Genomic DNA, 22,652 nt, shown 5'->3' with positions numbered 1-22,652 from the left:
AGGTTCGTGACCGCCCGCACGGTCACGACCGGGCTCTCGTCAGGACACGGTCTCCTCCCGCGCGGCCAGGTCCAGGGCGATGTCGGTGATCATGTCTTCCTGGCCGCCGACCATGCCCCGCCGCCCGACCTCGACCAGGATGCTGCGGGTGTCCAGGCCGTGGCGGGTGGCGGCGGTCTCGGCGTGGCGCAGGAAGCTGGAGTACACGCCGGCGTAGCCGAGGCTGAGGGTCTCGCGGTCCACCCGCACCTCGCGGTCCTGCAGCGGCCGTACGAGATCGTCGGCCGCGTCCATCAGCGGGAACAGGTCGCAGGCGTGCTCCCAGCCCATCAGGTCTGCGACGGCGATGAACGCCTCCAGGGGGCAGTTGCCCGCGCCCGCACCCTGCCCGGCGAGGGACGCGTCGACCCGTACCGCACCGCTCTCGACGGCGACGACGGTGTTGGCCACCCCCAGGGCCAGGTTGTGATGAGCATGGACACCCAGCTCGGTGCCGGGGTCGAGAACGTCTCGGTAGGCGCGGAAGCGGTCGCGGACGCCGTCCATGGTGAGCCGGCCGCCGGAATCGGTGACGTACACGCACTGGGCGCCGTAGGACTCCATCAGCTTGGCCTGGCGGGCGAGTTCGGCCGGCTCGGCCATGTGGGACATCATCAGGAACCCGGCGACGTCCATGCCCAGCTCCCGCGCGGCGGCGATGTGCTGGGCGGAGATGTCCGCCTCGGTGCAGTGCGTGGCGACGCGTACCGAGCGGATGCCCAGGGAGTGGGCCTGCTCGAGGTCGTGGATCGTGCCGATGCCGGGCAGCAGGAGCGTGGTGGGGACGGCGTGGTGCACCGCGCCGACTACCGCCTCGATCCACTCCCAGTCGGTGTGGGCTCCGACGCCGTAGTTGATGCTGGAGCCGGCCAGACCGTCGCCGTGCGCGATCTCGATCGCGGCCACGCCGGCGGCGTCCAGGGCTGCGGCGATCGTGCGGGCCTGGTCGACGGTGTAGCGGTGTCGGACGGCGTGCATGCCGTCCCGCAGGGTCACGTCCTGGACGTACAGACGGGTCATCGGAAAGCCACCTCCGTGGCGATGGGGGTCCCCCCGCTCGGGTGGAGCCGAGAGTGGGGGCGGGCGGCCATGCGTTCCGCGGTGCGCAGCGCGGCCGAGGTCATGATGTCGAGGTTCCCGGCGTAGGCCGGGAGGTAGTGGGCGGCGCCCTCGACCTCCAGGAACACGGACATCTTCAGCACGTCGCCGGGGGCGAGGGTGCGCAGCGGGTCGTCGGCGGCCACCTTCTCGAACTGCACCTTCTGCTTGAGGCGGTAGCCGGGCACGTACGCCTGGACGCGTGCCGCCATCTCCTCGACCGACGCGGTCACGGCCTCGGTGGCGCAGTCGGCGACCAGGCAGTGCACGGTGTCCCGCATGATCAGCGGGGGCTCGGCCGGGTTGAGGACGATGATCGCCTTCCCCTTCGCGGCCCCGCCGACCTTCTCGATCGCGGCCGACGTGGTCTCGGTGAACTCGTCGATGTTCGCGCGGGTGCCGGGACCGGCCGACCGGGAGGCGATGGAGGCGATGATCTCGCCGTAGTGCACCGGCGTGACCGCGCCCACCGCGGCGACGACGGGGATCGTGGCCTGGCCGCCGCAGGTGACCATGTTGACGTTCGGCGCGTCGAGGTGGGCGTCGCCGTTGACCGGCGGCACGACGTAGGGGCCGAGGGCGGCGGGGGTGAGGTCGACCAGGGTGCGGCCGAGCGGGCGCAGCACGGCATCGTGGTAGCGGTGGGCGCCGGCCGAGGTCGCGTCGAACACGATCTGGACGTCGGCGAACTCGTCCAGCGCCACCAGGCCCTCCACCCCCTCGTGAGTGGTGGCGACCTTCAGCCGGCGGGCCCGGGCCAGGCCGTCGGAGGCCGGGTCGATCCCCGCCATCGCGGCGATCTCCAGGGTCTCGGACAGGCGCAGAACCTTGATCATGAGGTCGGTGCCGATGTTGCCCGAGCCGATGATGGCGACCTTGGTGCTCACAGCTCACTTCCTTCCGTCGCGAAACCGACCCGCACAGAACCCAGGCCGGAGATACCGGCTTCGAACACGTCGCCCGGTCCGGCGGGGACCATCGGGCCCAGGGCGCCGGTCAGCACCAGGTCGCCCGCGCGCAGCGGGTCGCCGCGCTCGGCGAGTGCCGAGGCCAGCCAGACGGCGGCGTTGAGGGGGTTGCCGAGACAGTCGGCGCCGGTGCCCTGCGACACGGTCTCGCCGCCCCGGGTCATGGTCATGGTCACGGCACGCAGGTCGACAGTGGTGAGCGGTACCGGCGTCGCGCCGAGGACGTACAGGCCGCAGGAGGCGTTGTCGGCGACGGTGTCGACGAGGGAGATGTCCCACCCCGCGATGCGACTGTCGACGATCTCCAGCGCGGGCACCGCGAAGTCGACCGCCCTCAGCACGTCCACGACCGTGCACTCCCGGTGCGGCAGGTCCCGGCCGATCACCAGCGCGACCTCGGCCTCCACCTTGGGCTGGAGCAGCCGCCCCACGGCCACCTCGTCACCGTCCGGTACGGCCATGTCGGCGAACAGCGCACCGAAGTCGGGCCGGTCCACACCGAGTTGGCGCTGCACGGCCACGGAGGTCAGGCCGATCTTGCGGCCCACGATCCGGCGTCCGGCGTCCAGCCCGCGTCGGACGTTCAGCTGCTGCACGGCGTACGCGGTCTCCAGATCACCGCCGCCGTCGAACAGCTCCCGCACCGGCGGACAGACAACACCGCCACGAGTCGCCTCCGCCAACCGGTCAGCGGCCTTCAACACGGTCGGTGGGGCGCTGTGCGCGCGGACATCGTCGAGCATGGTCGACACGGGGTACCTCCACGGGGAGCAGGAAAACGGGGTGGGATACCGGTTTAGACACCATTGCCGCCGGGGGCCACTCTTTGTTCCGGGACACGGAACACCGTCAGGGGCTGGACCCTTGCCGGGCGGAGATCGCCGCCCGGCAAGGCCCGGCATCCGCCTCGGACCGACGGCGCCGGGCAGAGCGTGTTTCACAGGCGCAGCACGCGGTCGGCGTCGCCGTGGGCGATGCGTGCGAGGCCGGCCGGGGCGAGCCGCGCGTTCGCATCGGCGAGTCCGGCCGTCTCGCCGGAGCGGCCAAGGCCGCATGAGCTGAGCGCGTCCGGTCATGCGGACGGCAAGGTGCCCCGGCACCCGAAGCGCCCGCTGCGTGCCCGGCGTCCGACGCCGCGCACGCGGTCAGGGCTCCCGATACCGCCCACGTCTCGGTCGCCCGCACGCCCGCCGGCTCACCCGCGCTCGCCGACTTCCCGGCCCCGGTGACTGCGCCCGGTCTTCACGCCGAAACAGACCCGCCCGGTCGCGTCGGCACTCGCCAGCGGATCGCCCTCCACCGCGATCACGTCCGCCAGCAGTCCCTCCCGCAGCCGTCGAGGGCCCGTGCGGACCGGAGGTCTGTCACGCGCAGGGCCGCGTCGAGCGGACGCTGCTGTACGTCCACGGCGACCCGCGCCTCGGTGGCACTCCGTACGACGCGCTGCCGAGCGCCCGCGAACTCGCCCGCACCACCGGCTACCTGGTGCGACTCCCTGGGGTTCGCGGCCCGTGCCCGCACGGTCGGGAGTCACAGTGGACCTGCGGGTGTGAGGACGTCTCGGCCCAGGGTCGCGCCGGCTGTCCGCGGCGGCGACCTTTCTACGCAGCCACGGCCCGGTACATCCGTCCCCGCTGCCGCTCGACGGCGCCTGCTGAGGCAGGGCCCTGCGCCGACGTGCCGCTCTCACCGGCTTCACTCACCCGGCTCACGCCGGATCAGGACCCTTTCCGCCGAGCGCCTCGAACGCGCCGCCGACAGGCAGACCCGCCAGGAGGGCACGCCGGCTGGCCCTGACATGCTCACGCATGACGCGCTCGGCGCTGTCGCCGTCCTTCTCCAGGATCAGCTCCAGGACGAGATGGTGCTCACGGTCGGACTGAATGGCGCGACCCGGCTGGCTGAGCGAGGTGTTCACCAGCCGTGGGTAGGCGAGCTGGTTCATCAGCGTCCGGTAGTGGGCCTGCAGCTTGTTGTTGTCGGAACCGACTATGAGCAGGTCGTGGAACTCCTGGACCAGGAGCGCATACCGCTCCCGGTCGTCCTCCTCCACCGCCGCATCGGCCTCGCGCAGGTTCCTCTCGAGGGAGTCGATCTCCGGAACACGGCCGCGCTGGGCGAGGAGACGCGCGGCCGCGCCCTCCATGAGCTCCTTCATCTCGAAGAGTTCCGTGATCTCACGGCGGGAGGGGACGGTGACGAACGTCCCGACGCGGGGCCGGATCTCGACGAGTCCTTCGGTCTGCAGCTGTTTGAGGGCCTCGCGCACCGGTGTCCGGCTCACACCGAACTCGTCCGCGAGGGCAGCCTCGGAGAGCGAGGCACCGGGTTCGACGTAACCCTTGATGATGCGCCTGCGCATTTCGGCGATCACCGTGGCCTGCATCGACCCGTTCTTCGGTTCACTCTTCGCGCGGTTCACCGAATCTTCCTCCCTCTCCCCGTACCACTCGCTGGATCATCCCAGAGACGTGAGTGCTCCGCCGTCGAAGAACCTGCCGGCGCTGTAGACCATGGGCTGGAGCTCGGTGACCGCGGCGTGCACCACTCGGCAGATGAAGACGGTGTGGGTACTGGCCCGGAGCCGCTCGCGAATGCGCACCTCCATCTGCGCACTGCTGCGGGCGATCAGCGGGCTGCCGAACGGGCCGCTCTCCCAGTCCAGGTCCTCGAACTTGTCCGTGGCCTTGCTCGCGAACGTGCCCACGACGTCGAGCTGGTCGGTGGACAGGATGTTGATCGCGAGGTGTTCCGCGCGGAACAGACAGTCATGCGTGGACGAGGTGTGCTGGACGCACACCATCACGGTGGGCGGGTCGAGCGAGATGCTCGAGAACGCGTTGACGGCCAGCCCCTTGGGGGTCTCTCCATCCATCGCGGTCACGACCGTGACACCGGTGACGAACTGCCGGTTCACCTGCTTCATCACGTCGATGTCCGGGGTGGAGGCAAGCGCGGACATGAGGGTGCTCCTTGTCATCTTGGTCGTCAGTCCTGTCCCACGCTGATGATGCCCAGCGCCGTGAGCAGAGCTCGGGGATCCCACGTCACGTGCTCCTCGACGATCCGGTCCCCCTCGAAGCGGGCGAAGGTGGCGCCACTGATGTCGACGCGCCGCTTGGTGGGCGGAACCCCGAAGAAGGAATTGTCATGCGTTCCACTGCTGTGCCAGCGGATCGCGGCTCTGTCGCCTTCGATCACGATGTCGTCTATGACGGTGGTCAGGTCCGGGAACGCCCCGCGCGTGGAGACGATCGCCGCCTTGAAGGCGTCCAGGTTCTGCGGGTGCGGGTCGATCCCGTGGCGCAGGTAGTTTGGGCTCAGCAGCGCGTCGAGTGCGTCGACGTCACCTCGGCCCCAGGCCTCGGCCCACGTCTTCTCGATCTGTTCCTTGCGGGCGTCGGTGTGCGTCATCTCTTCCCCTTCCACGGTGACGGCTTTGTGGAGTATGCGGTCCGTCCGCCGGCACGAACGGGAGTGCCCATGTCCTGCCGACCGCGGCAAGCGGGTCGGGGGACGAAAAAGCTCGCACATGAACGGCCATTGATCTCCGGGTCTCCTTCAGCTGAACCTCGACCCTCGCTGGCATACAAGAAGCAGTAATGCATGCCACACCGAGACCGTCAAGGGCCCGGCCGCGCCGGATTGCCTCTCTGCCCCCATGATCCCGCGAACGTGCAGTTCAAATGCGCTTGACCAGCTCCCGCAAGGGGACTGAATCGCGTGCCGAAGTCATTCGCGTCGGACCTCTTGACCGGTCTTAACGGGTGTGCCTATCGTCCTGTGCCATGCAAGACAGTCCGGAACACATCAACGAGAACATCGGTCTCCGCAAGCTCGTTCTCTACCGTGACGCCGTCCTGACCGAGGCGGGCGCCGAGCCCGCGCGACCCGCGTGGCGAGCCAGCGTCGCCGCGGTCATACGGAATCCATGGGTGGGCTCCGGTCCCTGGACAGACCTGTCCGCGGAGCAGATCCGTGTCGCCCCGGTCCTCGCCAAGCTGCTGACCGACCGCCTCATCGGCTGCCTCGGCGGCGTGGACGAGATCGAGTCCTTCGGCAAGGCCGCCATCGTCGGCACGGCAGGCGAGATCGAGCACGCCGGGGCACTCATCCACACCCCGTACTTCGGCAACCTGGTGAGGGAGTTCCTTCGGGGCGATTCCATCATCTGTTTCGCCGACGCCCGCGCCGAGGCCGGAGAGTCACTGACCATCCCGCTCTGGCACAAGATCCATGCCTCGACGCGCAGTCATTACCAGACCATCAGCGCCCGTGTCTCCGACGGGCCGCGAGCTGACGAGATCGTCGTCATCGCCGCGGCGTCGACGGGGCCACGTCCCCACCCCCGGATCGGCGACCGCATGACCGACCCTGTCGTCACCACCGAAACAATGGAGGTTGTTCCCTCATGAGCGTCCGCAGGATCGTGACCGTCGTCGAGGAGATCCACGCCGAGGGCGGCCGAAAGCTCGACCGTCCGGCCCGGGTCGCCGTCGTCGCGGCGGTGATCGAGAACCCCTGGGCCGGCCAGGGCTTCGTCGAGGATCTGGGCCCCGGCATCGCGGCGAACGCCTCCGACCTGGGCGCGCTGCTGGCTCCCGCGGTACTCGACGCCCTCGGTGCACCCGCCGAGGCCTACGGCAAGGCCGCCATCGTCGGTCTGGACGGCGAGATCGAGCACGGCTCGGCCCTGATCCACACCCTCCAGTTCGGCGACCACTTCCGCAAGGCGGCGAGTGCCACCACCCTGCTGCCCGCGGTCGAGAAGCGCGGCCCGGCCGGCGTGGTCTTCGACATCCCGCTGAAGCACATCACGGACGCCACGATCCGCTCGCACCACCAGAGCTTGGAGGTCCGCGTCAGCGACGCCCCGCACCCGAACGAGATCGTCATCGCCCTCGCCGCCGCCGCTCAGGGGCGCCCCCAGCAGCGCCTGGCACCGCTCTCGACCGAACAGTAGGTGCTCCATGAGCAAGCCGACCGTGGTCCTGCTGCACGGCGTCGGACTCGACCACACGATGTGGGAGCCGACCGTCGCGCTCCTGGCCGACCGATTCACCGTGATCACCCCGGACCTGCCGGGCCACGGCGCCCGCCCGCCGGTGAGCGACGCGGTGACGCTCGCGGACCTGGCGGACGTGGTGGCCGGTGAGATCCCGTCCGGCGCGCACCTGGTCGGATTCTCACTGGGCGCGCTGGTCGCCCAGCACCTGGCTCTGCACCGGACCGAGCTGGTGGCCACCCTGACCTCGGTCAGCTCGGTGTGCCGGCGCACGAGCGAGGAGCGGGCGTCGGTCCTCGACCGGCTGCGCACGGCGGAGGCGGACTTCGGCGCGAGCACGGCCGCATCCCTCAAGCGGTGGTACGACGGCACGGACGTCGATGCCGACCGCGTGGCCCGGACCGAGGTCACTCTGCTCGCCAACGACCTCGACTCCTTCCTCGGCTGCTATCGGGTGTTCGCCACGGCGGACGCGGAACTCTCACCGCACCTCGACGCCATCGCCGTACCCGCACTGGCCGTGACCGGGGAGAACGACCCCGGATCCACCCCCGAGATGACTCGTAGGCTCGCCGCGGCACTGCCCGACTGCCGGGCGGTGATCGTCCCGGAGGCACGTCACATGCTGCCCGTCGAACGTCCCCGGGCACTCGCGGACGCCCTCACCACCTTCCTCGGAGAGTGTGCTCATGTCTGACCTCACCACGTTGCAGCACTTCATCGGCGGAGAGCGGGTGGAGCCCGCGTCCGGGGAGTACTTCGAGAGCACCAACCCGGCCACCCGAGAGGTCCTCTACCAGGCCGCGCGCGGCGATTCCGCCGACATCGACCGGGCCGTCGCCGCCGCGAAGGACGCCTTCGAGGACCCGCGCTGGCGCGACCTCAGCCAGACCCGGCGCGGGCGCCTGCTGCGCCGCCTCGGCGAGCTGATCGCCGAGAACGCCGAGGAACTCGCCCGGATGGAGACGCTGGACAACGGCAAGCTGCTGCGCGAGATGCGGGGACAGCTGACCACCCTGCCGGAGTACTACCACTACTACGCGGGCCTCGCCGACAAGATCCAGGGCGACTTCATCCCGACCTCCGACCGCCAGGTGCTGAACTACACGACCCGGGAGCCACTGGGCGTCGTAGGGGCGATCACGCCCTGGAACTCCCCGCTGACGCTGACCAGCAGCAAGCTGGCCCCGGCCCTCTGCGCCGGCAACACCGTCGTGATCAAGCCCTCGGAGTACACCTCGGCGACCGTCGTCAGGCTCGCCGAGCTGGCTCTGGAGGCGGGTTTCCCGCCGGGCGCGGTCAACGTCGTCACCGGGTTCGGGGCCGAAGCGGGACAGGCCCTGGTCGACCACCGCGACCTCGCGAAGATCTCCTTCACCGGCAGCACCGCCACCGGGGCGCGTATCGCGGCGGCGACCGCCGGCCGGTTCATCGGCTCGACGCTCGAACTCGGCGGCAAGTCACCCAACATCGTCTTCGAGGACGCGAACATCGCGAACGCGGCGATGGGTGTCGTGGCCGGCATCTTCGCCGCCGCCGGTCAGACCTGCATCGCGGGCAGCCGCGTCTTCGCCCATCGGTCGGTCTACGACGAGCTGCTCGAGCGGGTCACCGAACGCGCCAGGACCATCCGCATCGGCGACCCCCTGGACGCGCAGACCGAGCTCGGCCCGCTGGCCTTCGGCGACCAGCGCGACAAGGTGGCGGGATACGTCGATCTCGGACGCAGCGAGGGCGCCCGGGTGCTGACCGGCGGCCGGCCCACCGACGGCGGGCTCGGCGGCTACTTCTACGAGCCCACCGTTCTCGTGGACGTCGACAACAGCATGCGCGTCGTCCGCGAGGAGATCTTCGGCCCGGTGCTGGCCGTCATGCCGTTCGACACCGAGGAGGAGGTCGTCCGGCTGGCCAACGACACCGACTACGGACTCGCGGCCGGTGTCTGGACGACGAACCTCGCCCGGGCGCACCGGATGGCGGCGCGGCTCGACGCCGGGACGGTCTGGGTCAACACCTACCGGGCCATGTCCCCCATGTCGCCGCGGCAGGGCTTCAAGACCAGCGGCGTCGGCGTCGAGCACGGCACCGAGACCATCAAGGAGTACACGCGCCTCAAGAGCGTGTGGATCAACACCAGTGAAGAGCCCGTGGCCGACCCGTTCACCATGCGGAGCTGACATGCCACAGGTCGCCATCACCCTCGCCGAGGGCCGTACGCCGGAACAGATCCGGGCTCTGCTGCACGAAGTGCACGCGGCGGTCCTCCGCACCACGAACACCCGCCCCGAGTACATCCGTGTCGTCGTCCACGAGGTGCCCCGGTCCCACTGGGCGACCGGCGACATCACCCTCACCGAGATGGACGCGGCCGGCCCGCAAGACGAGGAGCAGTCATGAGGTTTTCGTTGTTCGTCCACATGGAGCGCTGGGACGAGGAGGTCAGCCACCGCGAACTCTTCGAAAATCTCACCGAGTTGACCCTGATGGCCGAGGCCGGCGGGTTCGGCACGGTGTGGATCGGCGAGCACCATTCGATGGAGTACACCATCTCGCCGAGCCCGATCCCGCTCCTCGCCCACCTGGCCGCACAGACCACGACCATCCGCCTCGGCGCCGGAACCATCGTCGCCCCGTTCTGGAACCCGATTCGCGCCGCCGGTGAGTGCGCGCTGCTCGACGTCATCAGCAACGGCCGGATGGAAGTGGGCCTCGCCCGGGGCGCCTACCAGTTCGAGTTCGACCGGCTGGCGGGCGGTCTGTCGGCCCGCGACGGCGGCAAGCACCTGCGCGAGCTCGTGCCCGCCGTGCGGGCGCTCTGGCAGGGCGACTACGCGCACGACGGCGAGATCTGGCAGTTCCCGACGTCGACCAGCGTGCCCAAGCCGGTGCAGCAGCCCACGCCGCCCATGTGGATCGCCGCCCGCGACCCGGACTCCCACGACTTCGCCGTCGCCCAGGGCTGCAATGTCATGGTCACCCCCCTGATGAAGGGGGACGAGGAAGTCGTCGACCTGAAGCGGAAGTTCGACACCGCGGTGGCCGACCACCCCGAGGTGTCGCGTCCGGAGCTGATGGTGCTGCGGCACACCCACGTCCACTCTCCCGAGGAGCCCGACGGTTGGCGCCCGGCCGCGGAGGCCATCAACAGGTTCTACCGGACCTTCGACGCCTGGTTCGGCAACCAGACCACGCCGCGCAACGGGTTCCTCGACCCCAGCCCGGAGTCGAAGTTCGAAGGCCGTCCCGAGTTCGCGCCGGAGGCGCTGCACAGGACGGCGATGATCGGCACCCCCGCCGAAGTGATCGAACGGCTGCGCGCCTACCAGGAACTCGGCGTCGACGAGTACAGCTTCTGGATCGACACCGGCCTGTCCCACGAGGAGAAGCGCAAGTCGCTGGAGCTGTTCATCAAGGAGGTCGTGCCGGCTTTCCAGTAGGCCGACACCGTCCGCCGGAGACGTCGCCCAGAAGGCCGACCGACCGCGCAGAGCCCGCCCCACGTCTTTCGGGCCGCCTCCCCGTACCTCCACCTCCCCCGCGCGCATGACCTCGGCCCGCTGGTGTCCAGCGGCAGAGGGTTCGACCTCTCACGGATGGCCCCCCGCCACAGTGAGACTCCACAGCCCCCACCCCCACTGAGACAGCTTCTTTCCCCGCCCCCAGGAGCAGCCATGTCCCACGATGCCTCGGCGCCGGTGTACGGCAGCGCGGTCACCAAGGTCGAGCCCTTCGGCGTCGACCACATCCCCGACAACGAGCGGCACGGAAAACCCAGTTCGCAGTTCTTCGTGTGGTTCGCCGCAGGGCTCAACTTCCCGATCATCCTGCTCGGCTTCAGCGCCGCCTGGTTCGGACTGAGCTTCTCCGCAGCCGTGGCGGCCATCGTGATCGGCGCGGCCGTCGGCTCGCTGCTGATGGCCGTGATGTCCAAGATGGGCGTACGGCTCGGGGTGCCGCAGCAGATCCAGGCCCGCGGCCCGCTCGGCTTCTTCGGCAACTTCCTGCCCGTGGCCTACATCAACGTCTTCGCGGGCGTCGGCTGGGCGGCCGTCACCGTCATCCTCGGTGGCAAGGCCTTCGCCGAGCTGACACACCTGCCCTACTGGCTCTGCGGGGCCGTGCTCACCGCCATCGAGCTGGTGGTGTCGATCTACGGCTACAACATGATCAACTACCTCCAGAAGGTGTTGACCTACATCCTGACCCCGCTGTTCCTGATGATCACGGTGGTCGCGGTGGTGCGCGGCGGCAGCTTCTTCCACGCCGACGCGCACGCGGACGGCTACATCGGCTCCACGGGCGGATGGATCACCTTCGGCGGCTGGTTCCTGTCCTTCCTCGTCGCCTGGGCGCCCTTCGCCTCCGACTACTCCCGCTACCTCCCCGACACCCCCGAGGTCGTCGGCCGCACCGCCTGGTACACCGGCCTCGGCAACTTCGTCACCATCGCCTGGCTGGGCATCCTCGGCGTGGTCGTCGGCGGCAGCGCCAGCAGCTCCGACTCCATCACCGCCCTGCACGAACTGGCCGGCCCCTTCGCGATCCCCGCACTGCTCGCCGTCGGCCTGTCCGCCCTGGCCCAGAACTTCCTCAACGTCTACGGCGGCGCGATCTCCGTCCAGACCCTGAAGATCCCGGTCACACGCGCCCAGGCGGTCACCGTGATCTGTCTGCTGGCCTACGTCATCAGCCTGTGGGGCGAGTCCGGCACGGAAGCAAAGTTCAAGGTGTTCCTGAACCTCACGGCCTACTTCATCGCCCCCTTCGCCGCCGTGCTGCTGCTCGACTTCTACCTCGGCGGCCGCTCCGACGCGTCCCGCATCGAGGAGCTCTACGACCGCCGCCGGGTGCTGGACTGGGGCTTCGTCGCCTGGGTGGGCGGGGTCGCCGCGTCGGTGCCGTTCTGGCAGTCCAGCTTCTACACCGGCCCCTTCTCCACCGCCTACCCCGGCGCCGGCGACCTCAGCATGTTCGTCGCGGCAGGTGCGGGAGCCGTCCTGTACCTCTTCACGTACCGGCTGAAGCCCCTGTGGTTCAGTGAGGGCGCGGCCGCGCCCGAGGCGCCCGCCCCGCACCCGACAGCCGTCACCGGATCCTGACACGCCTCGTCGGTCGGGCGGCACCGCACAGCGGTGCCGCCCGACCGACGTCCGTCGTCCGAGGCCAACCGCTCCTCGCCCGCACCCGGCTGTCTTCTGCGGCTTGTCGCAGGCGGTGGGCGAACGCCGGCTCACAGGGCTCGGTTCTGCTCCTCCCCCAGTCCCAGCAGCCGGGTTCCGGTCGAGCTCTTGATCGCGGTGATCTGCTCCGGGGAAAGGCCCGGGCAGCGCTCCACGAAGCCCACCGGGTCCGGGTCGCCGACCGGGTAGTCGCTCCCCAGGACGATCCGGTCGACCCCGACACGGCCGACGAGCGCCTTGAGCGTCTCGGGGTCGTAGACGCAGGTGTCGAAATACAGGTCGCGCAGGTACTCGCTCGGCAGGCGGGTGATGTTCCGGGCGCTGTGGGGCATGTTGTGGACGTTGCGGTCGAGGCGGCCGCAGTAGTGGGGCAGGTAGCCGCCGCCGTGCGAGATGACGATCTTCAGGGTCGGCAGGTGGTCGAGCAAGCCCTCGTAGATCATCGAGGAGATGGCGCGGGCCTCCTCCACCGTCTGACCGACGGAGTTCCACAGCCCGTAGTCGAGGTACCAGGGGTCCTTGACTCCGTGGGGATGCATGAAGACGACCAGATCGCGCTCCGCGACGGCCTCCCACACCGGCCACAGCGACGGGTGACCGACGTACGTGCCCTTGACGTTGGCAGGCATGTTGACCACGCGCAGGCCGAGTTCCTCGTTGGCCCGCAGGAGCTCGCGCACGGCGAGATCGGGCGCCTGCAACGGCAGGGTGATGCTTCCGAGGACGCTACCTGAGTACCTCTGCTGAGCCGCCGCGTTGGCGTCGTTGAGGCGCTGGTTGAGCGCGAGGTCCGTGCGTGGATCGGCCCATTCGCAGCCGGCGAACACCGTGCTGCTGGAGACGACCTCCACGTCGATGCCCCGCTTGTCCATGTCGACGATGTGCTCGGCCGGGTCGAGCATCTTGGCTTTGAAGCCCGCGATCTGCGGGGGCGGGGTGATGGCGCCGAACCCGGACATCACGTTGTGGTCCCATGCCTGGTCGGCCACTTCCGCCTCGAGGACGTGGGAATGGAAGTCGATGACGGGTGCCATCCGGTGTCTCCTCAGAACTGTGTCTGCTGCTGGTATCGAGTGGCGGGCGACTGTCGGGCGCCGTCGTCCATCAGTGCGCTCTCCGCGTTCGACAGCGCCTTCAGTGCGGCGTCCTGGTCCTCCAGTCCCGGGACGCAGACGGTCTCGCCCAGGCGCAGGCCGGCCAGACCGGCCGAGGCCACGTCCTCCGGGGACATCGCGGAGGGGATGGTGCGGCCGAAGCCACCGTTCCAGTCCGTGGCCACGAGACCGGGGCACACCACCTGCGCGCGTACCCCGGTGTCCGCCAGTTCGCCCGCCAGCGTGCGGGTGAAGGCGACGGTGGCGGCCTTGGCGGCCGCGTACAGAGTGCGGCGCGGCATGTGGGGGTTGTCCCGGCCCCCGCTGAATGCCAGGAGTGATGCGACGGTGACGACTGTGCCCTCTCCGGCGGCGAGCATGCCCGGCAGGGCGGCGCGTGCCAACTGGATCGGCGCGACGGCGTTGAGGGTGAGCAGTCGGTCGATCTCGTCCGGAGCGACATCGGTGAGCGGGGCGTAGCCGCCGAATCCGGCGTTGCTGATCAGGAGCCGGACGTCGCCGGCGGCCAGGCGGCCGGTCACCGCGGCGAGTCCCTCGTGGGAGGAGAGATCGGCGGCCAGGACCTCCACCGCGGCACCGAACCCGCGGAGCCGGTCGGCCAGGTCGTTGAGCCTGTCGGCGCGCCGGGCCACCAGGACGAGGTCATGGTCGGGCGCGAGGAGGTGGGCGTAGGCGGCGCCGATTCCGGAGGAGGCGCCCGTGACGAGTGCGAGAGTTCGGGACATGCGTCCACTTTTCACCACCGTTTGCTAGATGTCAAACGCTTGATAGTAGTGAAACGGTGTACTCTCACTCCATGGCAGCCATGGAGGAGGAACCGGTGTCCGCCGACGCGCTGGAGCGGGTCGTCTGGGCGCTACGACGGGCAGAGGTGTCGGTGCAGGCACTCAAGGAGCAGAGGTTGCGCTCCCTGGGGATGGCCGTGTCCCACTACCAGTTGTTGATGCTTGTCCACGACGAGCCCGGCCTGACCGGAGCGGAGCTGGCCCGCCGTCTGACGGTCACGCCCCAGGCGGTGGCGTCCCTGGTCGCCCGCCTCGAGAGCAAGGGCCAGGTGGAGCGCCATGCCCACCCACGCCATCGTCACGTCCAGGAACTGCACCTCACCGACGCGGGCCGCGACGCCCTCCGGGCGGCCGACACCGTGATCACCGAGATCGAGCGGAAGGTCACGGACGTCCTGGGCGCGGACGACGCCGTCCAGTTGAAGGCGCTGCTCGACCGGGTGACGGAGGCGACTCGTGAACTACGCCGGTGACTCCGTCGCCGAAGGCGCCACTGCTGCCGGCGGCGACAACACGGCCGACGGTCCGCCACTCGGCACGACTGGCGTCGGCCGAGCTCGACTGATGCGATGGTCGTATGCGATTCGAGCATGTGCCGTCTGCCAGCGTAAAACCCGCAAATACGGGCACGGCGGGACACCGTTGTGCCCGTGGTGCGCCGCGCCGGTGCTGAAGCAGCGGGGTCCGCACGTGCGCCAGCTCAGCGCCCGCCCATAACCCGCGTCCGACCGCCGGGAAGGGCGTGCTTGGACCATGTCCATGTGGGGCTCAGTCGTTGAAGTTAGGTAGGGCGGTGCTACCGGGTGCTTTGGGTTTCTCCCCCTGTCGATTGGCCACAAGACCGTGTCTTTTAAAGCGGGTCTCCGTATCGCTTGATGTCACGGGCCGCGCGCTTACGACGGGTACGCGGGGTGGATGAGAAGATTTGGCCAGGATGAATCTCGCCATCTTCGATCAGCCGTTGAGTCATGGCGACTTTGTCCCGGGCCGGGCGGCCGACTTGGTCATAGCGATCTCGAGCACGTTGGATGTACTCATTCACTGACCCGAGAGACAGATTCAGTTTTCGTGCAACCATGGCCTTGGTCATTCCACCTGTACACCAGGCAAGAAGTACCCTGATCTCCTGCGCGGTCAGGTTGGGTTTGGTAGATGCAGAGTCGGCCACGATCAGACCCGCGTGCCTCGGGGCAGTGTACTTATGTCCTTTCGCTGCAGCCTGGATGGCGCCGATCAGGTGGTTCTCGCCCTCAGCCTTTGTGACGTAGGACTTGATGCCGAGTTGACTGCATTCAAGGATCACCTCGGCCGACTCCTCTCCGGAGAACACCACGACGTTGCGGCCTTGATCGACCAGCTTGCGCAGGTGGAAGAGCTCGTGCACGTCTTCCTGCTGCAAACCCAGGTCGAAGACGACCACGTCGGCCTTCGCCCCTTCCCCGGTCCACACACGGGTGAGTTGGTTGCCGGCGGAGATGACGTGGATGGGGGGTTCGGCGCGGGAGCACAAGTCGCGGACTCCGCGGATCACGACATGGTGGTTTTCACAGATCACAACGGTGATGGGCTGGTCTGCCACTGAGCCTCCGTACTGAAGGTGGTGTCGTCTGTGTCCAGGAAGTTCTCGGTCTCGATCGCAGTATGGGCGCAGGGCGGAATGTCGATGTCCCCGCAATCGCCCACTGCTTGCACGGAAATGAAGTTCGGTGTGAAGACAACGGTGATCTGGGCCCAGCTTCTGCTTTGCGCCAGGACATGGAGGGAATTACTGCTCAGCACTTCACGGATGTCGTCTGGTGGGTCGGTGGGATGGCCGTAGGTGGCGATCTCGGCTTTGACGTTGCGTCGACCCGCCGTGTCCACGAACTGCCTGAGGTCGTGGATGAGTTGATTGGGTACGTCGTCGTTCTCTGAGAAGAGCCGGCGCATTCGAGCTGCCTCGATCCAACAGGCACGTTGGACGTTGAGGTCGTTGCCGTCGAGGCTCCCGTCGGCCAGGCCCCTGAGGAGCGGGGCGGCCGTGTGGGCGAGGTCTGCATAGCTGTTGTTGAGTTCCTGCGCAGTCTGTGCGGCGACGTGCTCGGCGTGCCGGATGTTCTCAGCCTGGGCCCGGGCGACTTCTGCCCGGCGTGCCGTCTGCCGTAGCGCGGTGGCTGCCATCCCGCAGGCCAGGGGGAATCCGATGGCGCCGATGGAGCCGCTGACGAAGTTCAGGACGCTGTCTTCATCGGCGGGTCCCTTGAGAAGGAGGTTGGTGAACGTGATGAGTTGGTGGGCGGCGAGGAAGGCGGCCAGCTGGGTCATCGGCCGGTCCAGGAGAAGTATCACGCCGATCCATCCGACGGTGCCGAACGCCCAGTCCGCGGCGGTGCCCGGTGCTCCGGTGGGCAGGGAGAGGCAGGACAGGATCGACGCAGTGAAGGCGAGAGCCACTCCGCTCCACCGGGCGCTGCCCCAGATGGTGTGACGCCATGTGAGTACGCCCTCGGTAGCCGTGACGGTCACGAGGATGCTCCATGCGAGAACTTGCATCCACAGTGGCCGGTAGAGGCCGGTGTTGCGCAGCCAGCTCATCGAGAACAGGACGGTCGTAGCGATGGCGAGCACGGCGATACGCAGGTGTCGCAGGAATTCCGCCGTGGTGGGATCGTCGTCGGCTCGGTGGAAGGGTTTCATCGTCGCCACTCCAAACAAACGGTGGTTCCTCGGCCTGGCCGGGAGGAAATCTCGGCAAGGCCGCCGACCTCTTTGATGCGCTGGTGAATGGACTCCCTCACGCCGTGGCGGATACGTGGGACGCCTTCGGTGTGGAAGCCGCGACCCTGGTCAGTGATGGAGATGCGCACAGTGTCTCCCTCGGCTTGCACGGTGACTCGGCAGTGATCGACACCAGCGTGGTTGGCGACGTTAGCGAGTGCCTCGCTCGTTGCACCGGTCAGCGCCACAGCGATCCGCCGGGGCAGCCGTAGAGTCTGAGGGTGACTGAAGTCGACTTTGATCATCGTCAGGTCGACGATGCGCTGCAGTTGAGGGATGAGGTCGCTGTCCTCGGCTCCGGCGTCCTCGAATGACAGCAGCTTCTCCAAGTCCCTGCCGGCCTGCTCGGCCAAGAGCTCTGCAGGGATTTTGTTCGAGCCGGTACCGACCCACAAAAGAGTGGTAGCCGCAGTGTCGTGGAGGGTCCGGTTGTGTTCGCGCTTGGCGGCCCGGACTGCTGTCTCGGTCGCCTGTTTCGCTCGAGCTGACTCTGCGTCTGTTGCGGCGTCGTCGGCGAGTTTCGCACCGCGCTGCATCAGAGTCCACAGCATGCGGGCGAGACCGGCGACGATGACCGACCATCCTGCGGTCACCAGGCTGTCGAGTGATCCGTGTTCAGGCAGCGCGGTGGCGGTTCCCGCTATGGCGCCGCTCAGCACCAGCGTGGCCGCGATTGCGCCCAGGCGCCAGCCAGCCGAGTACTGGTAGCCCACACATGCGAACGCGAGAAAGGGCAAGAGCCACGATCTGCCGTGCTCCAGCCACTGCTGCGGAACCGTCCAGGGGGTGCTGGCGGCCAATGCCGCCAGCACCAGGGCGTCGGCCATCGTGGCCCAGGCTCCCGGCTGGCGGCGCATGGCCCGTACGTATACAAGGCTCCAGGTCGTCGTCACTGCCAGCAGCGTGCAGGTCATCTGGGGGGACGGCGCCGTCCGCGCAGCCAGCGTGGCTACGGTCAGTGTCGGAAGCCCGGTGGCTATCCGCATGGCACCGTCATAGCGCCGGCCCAGCTCGCGTAAGTGTGTGACCGCGCTACCGACGTCGGCCATCGAAGATCCTCCCCCGCATGCGGATCATCCCGCCGGCCGGACGGTCGCGGCGCGCTCTGCACCACATCATTGTGGCGGCGTTCGCCGGGGTCATGCTGTCGGTCGTTCGTCCGACACCGGGTGAGGCATGTCGTCGATAGCGTTGCCAATAACAGCGGCTCGCTGCGGGCCTGCTGGTCTTTGTCGGACAACGAGAAGGGCACCATGTCCAGCACCGCTTTCCGCCGCCGGGCGACGGGCTTCGCCACCGCCGTCCTGTGTGGCTTCGGCCTGCTCACGGCCCAGGCGTCCCCGGCCTCGGCCTCCACCGCCCCCGGCGTGAACGCAACGCCGTTCAACGAGGGTGACGAGTACTGGGACACCGACGGCTGTACGGGCGTCAAGGATTCCAGCTCCTACTTCGACTTCCACCACGCCTGCAAGCACCACGACGGCTGCTACAAATTCCACTGGTCCGACCGCGCGACGTGTGACCAGTGGTTCCGCAATGACATGGAAGCCTCCTGCAGCGCATTGCATGCCAACCAGGCCTGCTACGCCGTCGCACGGCTGTACTACTTTGGCGTGCGCGCCTTCGGTGAAGTCCCCTGGAGCATGCACAACATCGAGGTGTCCATGGGGCAGTTCATCACCGACCTGCAGGACTTGCAGAACCCCCGCTAGCCAGTACAGCGCCCCGCCGTGCCCGGGAACCGGTGCGGCGGCGCACTGCACTATCGAGCCAGAGGAGCTGTGGTGAGTTCATCCTCCGACCCGAGTCCGCCCGGGCCGTTCCTTCCGCTACACACCGCTGTCGTGCTGCTCATTGGCGTGCTGATCGGGCTCGTCGCCGGCGGCCTCGCCTTCCTCGCAGACAGCCCACTGCCTCTGTGCACTCTCACCGGCCTTGGCGCCACCGGCAGCAGCGTCCCCATGCTGCGCTCCCTCATCAGCCGCAACGAGTAGATGTCCACAAGGACATACTCCACGCAGTGCCGATTTGATCGTTAGTACACGTCGTTGGAGCGGCGCGCGACCGCACCACGGGGGTGCGCGCCGCCGACATGTCAGGCCGGGAGCGATCGCCCCCTGGCCCCCAGCGACAATTCGGCGTCCGCATACGGGAGCCGAGCGACGTCGAGAGCGCCCTGGCGGAGAAGGAGGAGCAGCTCGAGGGACGCAGGCGCCCAGTAATGCAACGGTCTTCGTGGTCATCGGTCCATGACGTGGGCAGATACAAGCGGCGGTCGATCAACGTGCGGCCGCGGGCACCGGCATAGGCGAGGAAGACACCGACCTGACAGTTCTCCGTCCGCCCCGCCGTTCCCGATCCGGCTGGGGATGATGCTCAGCGACGCGAAACAAGGATGATCCCAGAACTCCTGACTCCCTCACGACGCGGACCGGTTCGGCTCGTTCGGCGCGGCCGGCCAGGACCCGCAGCTGCGGAGATTCCGGCGCGGTGGCGATAAAGGGCCTCCGCGCCTCTAACCTGATGTCGACGCGACGGTTTACCGAGAGGCGGTCGAGGGTGGAGCCTGCGGCTCTGGGGATGGCGGCGCGGGTCGCCTCGACACTGATCAAGCCGCTCGTGGCGAAGCTGTTCGTGCGGGAGGAGAGTGGCGCCGACCTCGTCAGCAAGCCAATCCGTGTCTCCCAACTGGTCAGCTGGCGTGGCCAGAAGCGCACCTTGGACGAGCGAGACGTGCGCAAGATCAGCGAGAAACTGATCAGCCGGACCCTGGCCGCGAACCCGTACGAGCCGGCGGTGCACGACGGCGACCGCATAGCCGTGGTCGACGCGCTGACCAAAACCCTGCTCTCGCTCGGCGACCTGGAGATGGAGGACGTCCAGGCGGTCCACCTCGGGCACGTCGAGCTGGCGCGCAAGCTCTCGGCCGCGGCGGACGACTCGACGCGGAACATCAGCGCCGACGCGACGAACCTCTACCGTTCCCTGCTCGACGTCTGCTGCCTGCACATCCTTCAGTTCTTCACGCAGCGCTCGGCGTTCATCCCGGCCACGCTGATCACGCAGACCCGCATGATCGACGAGACCATGCGCCGCATGGAGGTGCTGACGGCGCGGCTTCCCCCGCCGCGCAGCCAGGACGCCGATTTCGAGCAGCGCTACCTGGAACACCTCGGGCTCAAGTACGGCAAGCTCGCCATCTTCGGGCTCGACCTCAGCACTCCCGGTCAGGCCCGCTGGCCGCTCGACACAGCCTATTTGAGCCTGGAACTCTCGGCGCAGAGCCGCGACGGGGGTGTCTCGGCCACCCACCGGCTCCGGGTTGAAGGGGCCCTGACCGGGAAGCACCGTGTGGTGCTGCGGGGCCCCGCCGGTTCGGGCAAGACGACACTGGCCCAGTGGCTCGCCGTCAGCGCCGCGCAGAACGATTTCGACGACGAGCTCGGCTTTCTCCGCGGCCGTGTCCCGTTCATTCTCCCGCTCCGCAGCCTGGCGCAGGAATCCACACTCCCCACCGCACACAAGTTCCTCACCATGGCCGGCAGCATGCTGGAGGGCGCGCAACCGAAGGGTTGGGCTGACCGGGTCCTGCACAGCGGGCGCGGCATCGTCCTCGTCGACGGCATCGACGAGATCTCGGAGTCGAAGAGGCTGCTGACCAAGCGGTGGCTCGCAGAACTGACCGAGATCTACCCGCGCACGTTCTTCCTCGTGACCACGCGTCCCTCCGCGGTCCCGATCGGCTGGGCGGCGGACCTCGGGTTCGTCGAGTTCGACCTGCTGCCCCTCAACCAGCGCGACATCGACAAGTTCGTCAACCGCTGGCACGATGCGGCCCTGTCGACTCTCGGAGACGCCGAGGAGCGCACCGAGGTGGAGCAGTATCGGGCCGCCCTGCACGTCACCCTGCGCCGCAAGCCCGACCTGTACCAGCTCGCCACCAATCCCCTGATGTGCTCGGTTATCTGCGCTTTGCACCGCGATCGGCATTCGCAGCTGCCCGAGGGGCGCATGGACCTGTACGCGGCCGCGCTGCGGATGCTCCTGGTCCGCCGCGACAAGGAGCGGGAGGTCATCGCGCCGGAGGGCTTGCAGCTGACCGAGGAACAGCAGGTCCAACTCCTCCAGCGGCTCGCGTACTGGCTCATCCGCAACGGGCGCTCCGAGGCCACCCAGGCGCTGGCCGTACGCATCATCCGGGAACGGCTGCCCTCCATGCCGCACGTCGTCGCGCTGGACGGCGCGCACCAGGTGTTCCGTCATCTGCTGCTGCGCAGCGGGCTGTTACGGGAACCCACGCCGGACACGGTCGACTTCATCCACCGGACCTTTCAGGATTACCTTGGCGCAAAGGCGGCCGTCGAGGCTTCCGACCTGGATCTGCTCGCCAAGAACGCTGGCGACGACCAGTGGGAGGACGTCATCCGCATGGCCGTCGGTCACGCCCGCGAACGCGAGCGCGCCGAACTGCTCCGCAAACTGGTGATCATCGGCGACCAGCGTCCCTCCCAGCGGCGCCGCTATCACCTCCTGGCCGCGGCGAGCCTGGAGAACGCCACGACGCTCGACCCGGCGATCAGGGCGGAGGTGATCAGCCGCGCCGCCTTCCTCATCCCTCCGGCCAGCCGCGAGGAGGCGGAGAATCTGGCTCAGGCGGGTGCAGTGGTCCTCGACGTGCTGTCGGGGCCCGCCGACATGACGGAGGAGCAAGCCGTCGCGAGCGTGCGCACGATCGGGCTGATCGGGGGGCCGGCCGCACTGCAGCGGATGCGGGCGTACAAGGACGCGCCCCAACGCGGTGTTCGCCAGGAGGTCGTCAACGCGTGGCCGCGGTTCGACACGGTCGAGTTCACCGAGTCCATACTGGCCGACTGCCGCTGCGATGACATCGAGATCCCGGTGACGAACGTGGAGCAGGTGGCGTGTTTGCGCCAGCTCCCCGAGGTGCCGAACCTGTCGCTCCCCCAGCCGTCGCTGATCCACGAGCTCTCCGCCGTCCTCGACCGGGCCTCCACGGTGTCCCTCGCGCTCGGCACGGCCGATCACCGCACATCGGAGCTTCCCGCCCTCGGCGGTCTGACCGGGCTGAGGCGCCTGCACGTACGCAATCCGACGTCCACGCTGTCCCTGAGACCACTCGCCGACAGCGGCATCCGGGAACTCGTGTTCGACTACGTGCCGGTCGGCCTGGACCTCTCAGCGCTCCAGGCCGTTCCGCTGCTGACCGCGCTGAGCCTTAGCTTCGCCGACCGCATCGCCCTCCCGGAGGTCGGGCTGCCCTCGATCACGTCCCTGCGACTCAAGGGGGTGGCGGACACGGCATGGTTGCCCGACTTCGCCGCTCTCTTTCCTGGCCTTACCCGGCTGCACCTGAATCTGCACCGCAGGCCGCGCCGGGCGCCCCTCGACCTGTCCCGGGTGCGGGGCATCAACTGCGTCACCGTCCGTGTCCGGAACACGACGAAGGTCATCGGCTTCGACGGGCTCGACCCGGGGCGGGTGTCGGTCATCGTGGAGGGTCGCCGCACAGGCGGTCTCCTCACATCGTTCCGCGACCAGCGCCCCTGACCCGGGCGGCCGCTGGGAAGGAACGCACCGCGCACACTGCGGTCCGCCCGTCCAGTGGCCCTCAGGAAGCGCCCGGAAAACCTGTGCGCGCGGTCGTGCCAGATCATGGCGGCATGTCCGCGAACCTGTGCGACGCG

22 protein-coding genes and 1 pseudogene are annotated in these 22,652 nt (G+C 68.6%); 11 read left to right on the top strand and 12 right to left on the bottom strand.

Annotated features, from left to right (window positions below; genetic code table 11):
- Positions 1–39 precede the first annotated feature (39 nt).
- The 6 genes from dmpG to C6376_RS24875 form a co-directional block, all read right to left on the bottom strand.
- Complete coding sequence (gene dmpG, locus C6376_RS24900) at positions 40–1,059, bottom strand: 4-hydroxy-2-oxovalerate aldolase (protein ID WP_107445472.1); 1,020 nt, start codon at positions 1,057–1,059, stop codon at positions 40–42.
- Complete coding sequence (locus C6376_RS24895; RefSeq protein WP_301554704.1) at positions 1,056–2,024, bottom strand: acetaldehyde dehydrogenase (acetylating); 969 nt, start codon at positions 2,022–2,024, stop codon at positions 1,056–1,058. The genes dmpG and C6376_RS24895 overlap by 4 nt, the downstream gene beginning before the upstream one ends.
- Positions 2,021–2,848, bottom strand: a complete 828-nt coding sequence (locus C6376_RS24890) for a 2-keto-4-pentenoate hydratase (protein ID WP_107449162.1) — start codon at positions 2,846–2,848, stop codon at positions 2,021–2,023. Before C6376_RS24890 ends, C6376_RS24895 begins: the two co-directional genes overlap by 4 nt.
- A 965-nt stretch (positions 2,849–3,813) precedes the next feature.
- Positions 3,814–4,491, bottom strand: a complete 678-nt coding sequence (locus tag C6376_RS24885; protein WP_107449161.1) for a GntR family transcriptional regulator — start codon at positions 4,489–4,491, stop codon at positions 3,814–3,816.
- A 72-nt stretch (positions 4,492–4,563) separates the two neighbouring features.
- Positions 4,564–5,067, bottom strand: a complete 504-nt coding sequence (locus C6376_RS24880; RefSeq protein WP_107445471.1) for a flavin reductase family protein — start codon at positions 5,065–5,067, stop codon at positions 4,564–4,566.
- 26 nt (positions 5,068–5,093) lie between these two features.
- A complete protein-coding gene (locus C6376_RS24875; RefSeq protein ID WP_107445470.1) occupies positions 5,094–5,519 on the bottom strand; it encodes an ester cyclase in 426 nt (141 codons plus the stop codon).
- A 374-nt stretch (positions 5,520–5,893) separates the two neighbouring features.
- Between C6376_RS24875 and C6376_RS24870 the strand changes: the two genes are divergently transcribed.
- From C6376_RS24870 to C6376_RS24840, 7 genes are all read left to right on the top strand, one after another.
- A complete protein-coding gene (locus C6376_RS24870; protein WP_107445469.1) occupies positions 5,894–6,520 on the top strand; it encodes an amino acid synthesis family protein in 627 nt (208 codons plus the stop codon).
- Positions 6,517–7,068, top strand: coding sequence for an amino acid synthesis family protein (locus C6376_RS24865; RefSeq protein ID WP_107445468.1), 552 nt, complete (start codon positions 6,517–6,519; stop codon positions 7,066–7,068). Before C6376_RS24870 ends, C6376_RS24865 begins: the two co-directional genes overlap by 4 nt.
- Positions 7,069–7,075: 7 nt before the next feature.
- Positions 7,076–7,807: an alpha/beta fold hydrolase gene (locus C6376_RS24860; RefSeq protein ID WP_107445467.1), complete on the top strand. Its 732-nt coding sequence runs from the start codon at positions 7,076–7,078 to the stop codon at positions 7,805–7,807.
- Positions 7,800–9,287, top strand: a complete 1,488-nt coding sequence (locus tag C6376_RS24855; protein WP_107445466.1) for an aldehyde dehydrogenase — start codon at positions 7,800–7,802, stop codon at positions 9,285–9,287. Before C6376_RS24860 ends, C6376_RS24855 begins: the two co-directional genes overlap by 8 nt.
- Before the next feature lies 1 nt (position 9,288).
- Positions 9,289–9,507: a tautomerase family protein gene (locus C6376_RS24850; protein WP_107445465.1), complete on the top strand. Its 219-nt coding sequence runs from the start codon at positions 9,289–9,291 to the stop codon at positions 9,505–9,507.
- On the top strand, positions 9,504–10,547 hold the full coding sequence (locus C6376_RS24845; RefSeq protein WP_107445464.1) for an LLM class flavin-dependent oxidoreductase: 1,044 nt from the start codon (positions 9,504–9,506) through the stop codon (positions 10,545–10,547). The genes C6376_RS24850 and C6376_RS24845 overlap by 4 nt, the downstream gene beginning before the upstream one ends.
- A gap of 234 nt (positions 10,548–10,781) precedes the next feature.
- Complete coding sequence (locus C6376_RS24840) at positions 10,782–12,209, top strand: cytosine permease (RefSeq protein ID WP_107445463.1); 1,428 nt, start codon at positions 10,782–10,784, stop codon at positions 12,207–12,209.
- 131 nt (positions 12,210–12,340) lie between these two features.
- On the opposite strand, the gene C6376_RS24835 is transcribed toward C6376_RS24840, so the two are convergent.
- Together C6376_RS24835 and C6376_RS24830 are read right to left on the bottom strand one after the other, a co-directional pair.
- Positions 12,341–13,324: an amidohydrolase family protein gene (locus C6376_RS24835; protein ID WP_107445462.1), complete on the bottom strand. Its 984-nt coding sequence runs from the start codon at positions 13,322–13,324 to the stop codon at positions 12,341–12,343.
- 11 nt (positions 13,325–13,335) lie between these two features.
- Positions 13,336–14,130, bottom strand: coding sequence for an SDR family oxidoreductase (locus C6376_RS24830; protein WP_107445461.1), 795 nt, complete (start codon positions 14,128–14,130; stop codon positions 13,336–13,338).
- Positions 14,131–14,201: 71 nt separating this feature from the next.
- Here C6376_RS24830 and C6376_RS24825 point away from each other — a divergent pair, with 71 nt between their 5' ends.
- Entirely contained in the window at positions 14,202–14,663 is a 462-nt protein-coding gene (locus C6376_RS24825; RefSeq protein ID WP_107445460.1) for a MarR family winged helix-turn-helix transcriptional regulator, read from the top strand.
- 377 nt (positions 14,664–15,040) lie between these two features.
- Here C6376_RS24825 and C6376_RS24820 read toward each other — a convergent pair whose 3' ends face one another.
- Genes C6376_RS24820 through C6376_RS24815 form a run of 3 tightly spaced genes read right to left on the bottom strand, consistent with a single transcriptional unit; the run spans position 15,041 to position 17,996 of the window.
- The gene (locus tag C6376_RS24820) at positions 15,041–15,769 is read right to left on the bottom strand and encodes a response regulator transcription factor (protein WP_159083250.1); all 729 of its coding nucleotides are present in this window, start codon (positions 15,767–15,769) and stop codon (positions 15,041–15,043) included.
- Positions 15,742–16,866 carry a hypothetical protein gene (locus tag C6376_RS43910; protein ID WP_159083249.1) on the bottom strand — a complete coding sequence of 375 codons (1,125 nt, stop codon included), beginning with the start codon at positions 16,864–16,866 and terminating at the stop codon, positions 15,742–15,744. The genes C6376_RS24820 and C6376_RS43910 overlap by 28 nt, the downstream gene beginning before the upstream one ends.
- On the bottom strand, positions 16,863–17,996 hold the full coding sequence (locus C6376_RS24815) for a sensor histidine kinase (protein WP_107445458.1): 1,134 nt from the start codon (positions 17,994–17,996) through the stop codon (positions 16,863–16,865). Before C6376_RS24815 ends, C6376_RS43910 begins: the two co-directional genes overlap by 4 nt.
- Before the next feature lie 204 nt (positions 17,997–18,200).
- Here C6376_RS24815 and C6376_RS24810 point away from each other — a divergent pair, with 204 nt between their 5' ends.
- Positions 18,201–18,659: a phospholipase A2 gene (locus C6376_RS24810; protein WP_107445457.1), complete on the top strand. Its 459-nt coding sequence runs from the start codon at positions 18,201–18,203 to the stop codon at positions 18,657–18,659.
- A gap of 132 nt (positions 18,660–18,791) precedes the next feature.
- The gene (locus tag C6376_RS24805) at positions 18,792–18,941 is read left to right on the top strand and encodes a hypothetical protein (protein ID WP_254076033.1); all 150 of its coding nucleotides are present in this window, start codon (positions 18,792–18,794) and stop codon (positions 18,939–18,941) included.
- A gap of 238 nt (positions 18,942–19,179) precedes the next feature.
- On the opposite strand, the pseudogene C6376_RS24800 reads toward C6376_RS24805, so the two are convergent.
- Positions 19,180–19,305, bottom strand: a pseudogene (locus C6376_RS24800) (transposase); the annotation flags it as partial.
- A gap of 201 nt (positions 19,306–19,506) precedes the next feature.
- Between C6376_RS24800 and C6376_RS24795 the strand changes: the two are divergent.
- Positions 19,507–22,515, top strand: coding sequence for an NACHT domain-containing NTPase (locus C6376_RS24795; RefSeq protein WP_159083248.1), 3,009 nt, complete (start codon positions 19,507–19,509; stop codon positions 22,513–22,515).
- Positions 22,516–22,652: the final 137 nt, after the last annotated feature.

The sequence above is a fragment of the Streptomyces sp. P3 genome, assembly GCF_003032475.1.
GTDB lineage: Bacteria > Actinomycetota > Actinomycetes > Streptomycetales > Streptomycetaceae > Streptomyces.
Note: the sequence above shows the minus strand (reverse complement) of the source record. Positions and strands in the feature narration are given on the sequence as shown.

Coding starts and splice junctions, on each gene's coding strand:
- dmpG (WP_107445472.1), bottom strand. CDS start 1,059: ATGACCCGTCTGTACGTCCAGGACGTGACCCTGCGGGACGGCATGCAC.
- C6376_RS24890 (WP_107449162.1), bottom strand. CDS start 2,848: ATGCTCGACGATGTCCGCGCGCACAGCGCCCCACCGACCGTGTTGAAG.
- C6376_RS24885 (WP_107449161.1), bottom strand. CDS start 4,491: ATGCAGGCCACGGTGATCGCCGAAATGCGCAGGCGCATCATCAAGGGT.
- C6376_RS24880 (WP_107445471.1), bottom strand. CDS start 5,067: ATGTCCGCGCTTGCCTCCACCCCGGACATCGACGTGATGAAGCAGGTG.
- C6376_RS24875 (WP_107445470.1), bottom strand. CDS start 5,519: ATGACGCACACCGACGCCCGCAAGGAACAGATCGAGAAGACGTGGGCC.
- C6376_RS24870 (WP_107445469.1), top strand. CDS start 5,894: ATGCAAGACAGTCCGGAACACATCAACGAGAACATCGGTCTCCGCAAG.
- C6376_RS24865 (WP_107445468.1), top strand. CDS start 6,517: ATGAGCGTCCGCAGGATCGTGACCGTCGTCGAGGAGATCCACGCCGAG.
- C6376_RS24860 (WP_107445467.1), top strand. CDS start 7,076: ATGAGCAAGCCGACCGTGGTCCTGCTGCACGGCGTCGGACTCGACCAC.
- C6376_RS24855 (WP_107445466.1), top strand. CDS start 7,800: ATGTCTGACCTCACCACGTTGCAGCACTTCATCGGCGGAGAGCGGGTG.
- C6376_RS24850 (WP_107445465.1), top strand. CDS start 9,289: ATGCCACAGGTCGCCATCACCCTCGCCGAGGGCCGTACGCCGGAACAG.
- C6376_RS24845 (WP_107445464.1), top strand. CDS start 9,504: ATGAGGTTTTCGTTGTTCGTCCACATGGAGCGCTGGGACGAGGAGGTC.
- C6376_RS24840 (WP_107445463.1), top strand. CDS start 10,782: ATGTCCCACGATGCCTCGGCGCCGGTGTACGGCAGCGCGGTCACCAAG.
- C6376_RS24835 (WP_107445462.1), bottom strand. CDS start 13,324: ATGGCACCCGTCATCGACTTCCATTCCCACGTCCTCGAGGCGGAAGTG.
- C6376_RS24830 (WP_107445461.1), bottom strand. CDS start 14,130: ATGTCCCGAACTCTCGCACTCGTCACGGGCGCCTCCTCCGGAATCGGC.
- C6376_RS24825 (WP_107445460.1), top strand. CDS start 14,202: ATGGCAGCCATGGAGGAGGAACCGGTGTCCGCCGACGCGCTGGAGCGG.
- C6376_RS43910 (WP_159083249.1), bottom strand. CDS start 16,866: ATGAAACCCTTCCACCGAGCCGACGACGATCCCACCACGGCGGAATTC.
- C6376_RS24815 (WP_107445458.1), bottom strand. CDS start 17,996: ATGGCCGACGTCGGTAGCGCGGTCACACACTTACGCGAGCTGGGCCGG.
- C6376_RS24810 (WP_107445457.1), top strand. CDS start 18,201: ATGTCCAGCACCGCTTTCCGCCGCCGGGCGACGGGCTTCGCCACCGCC.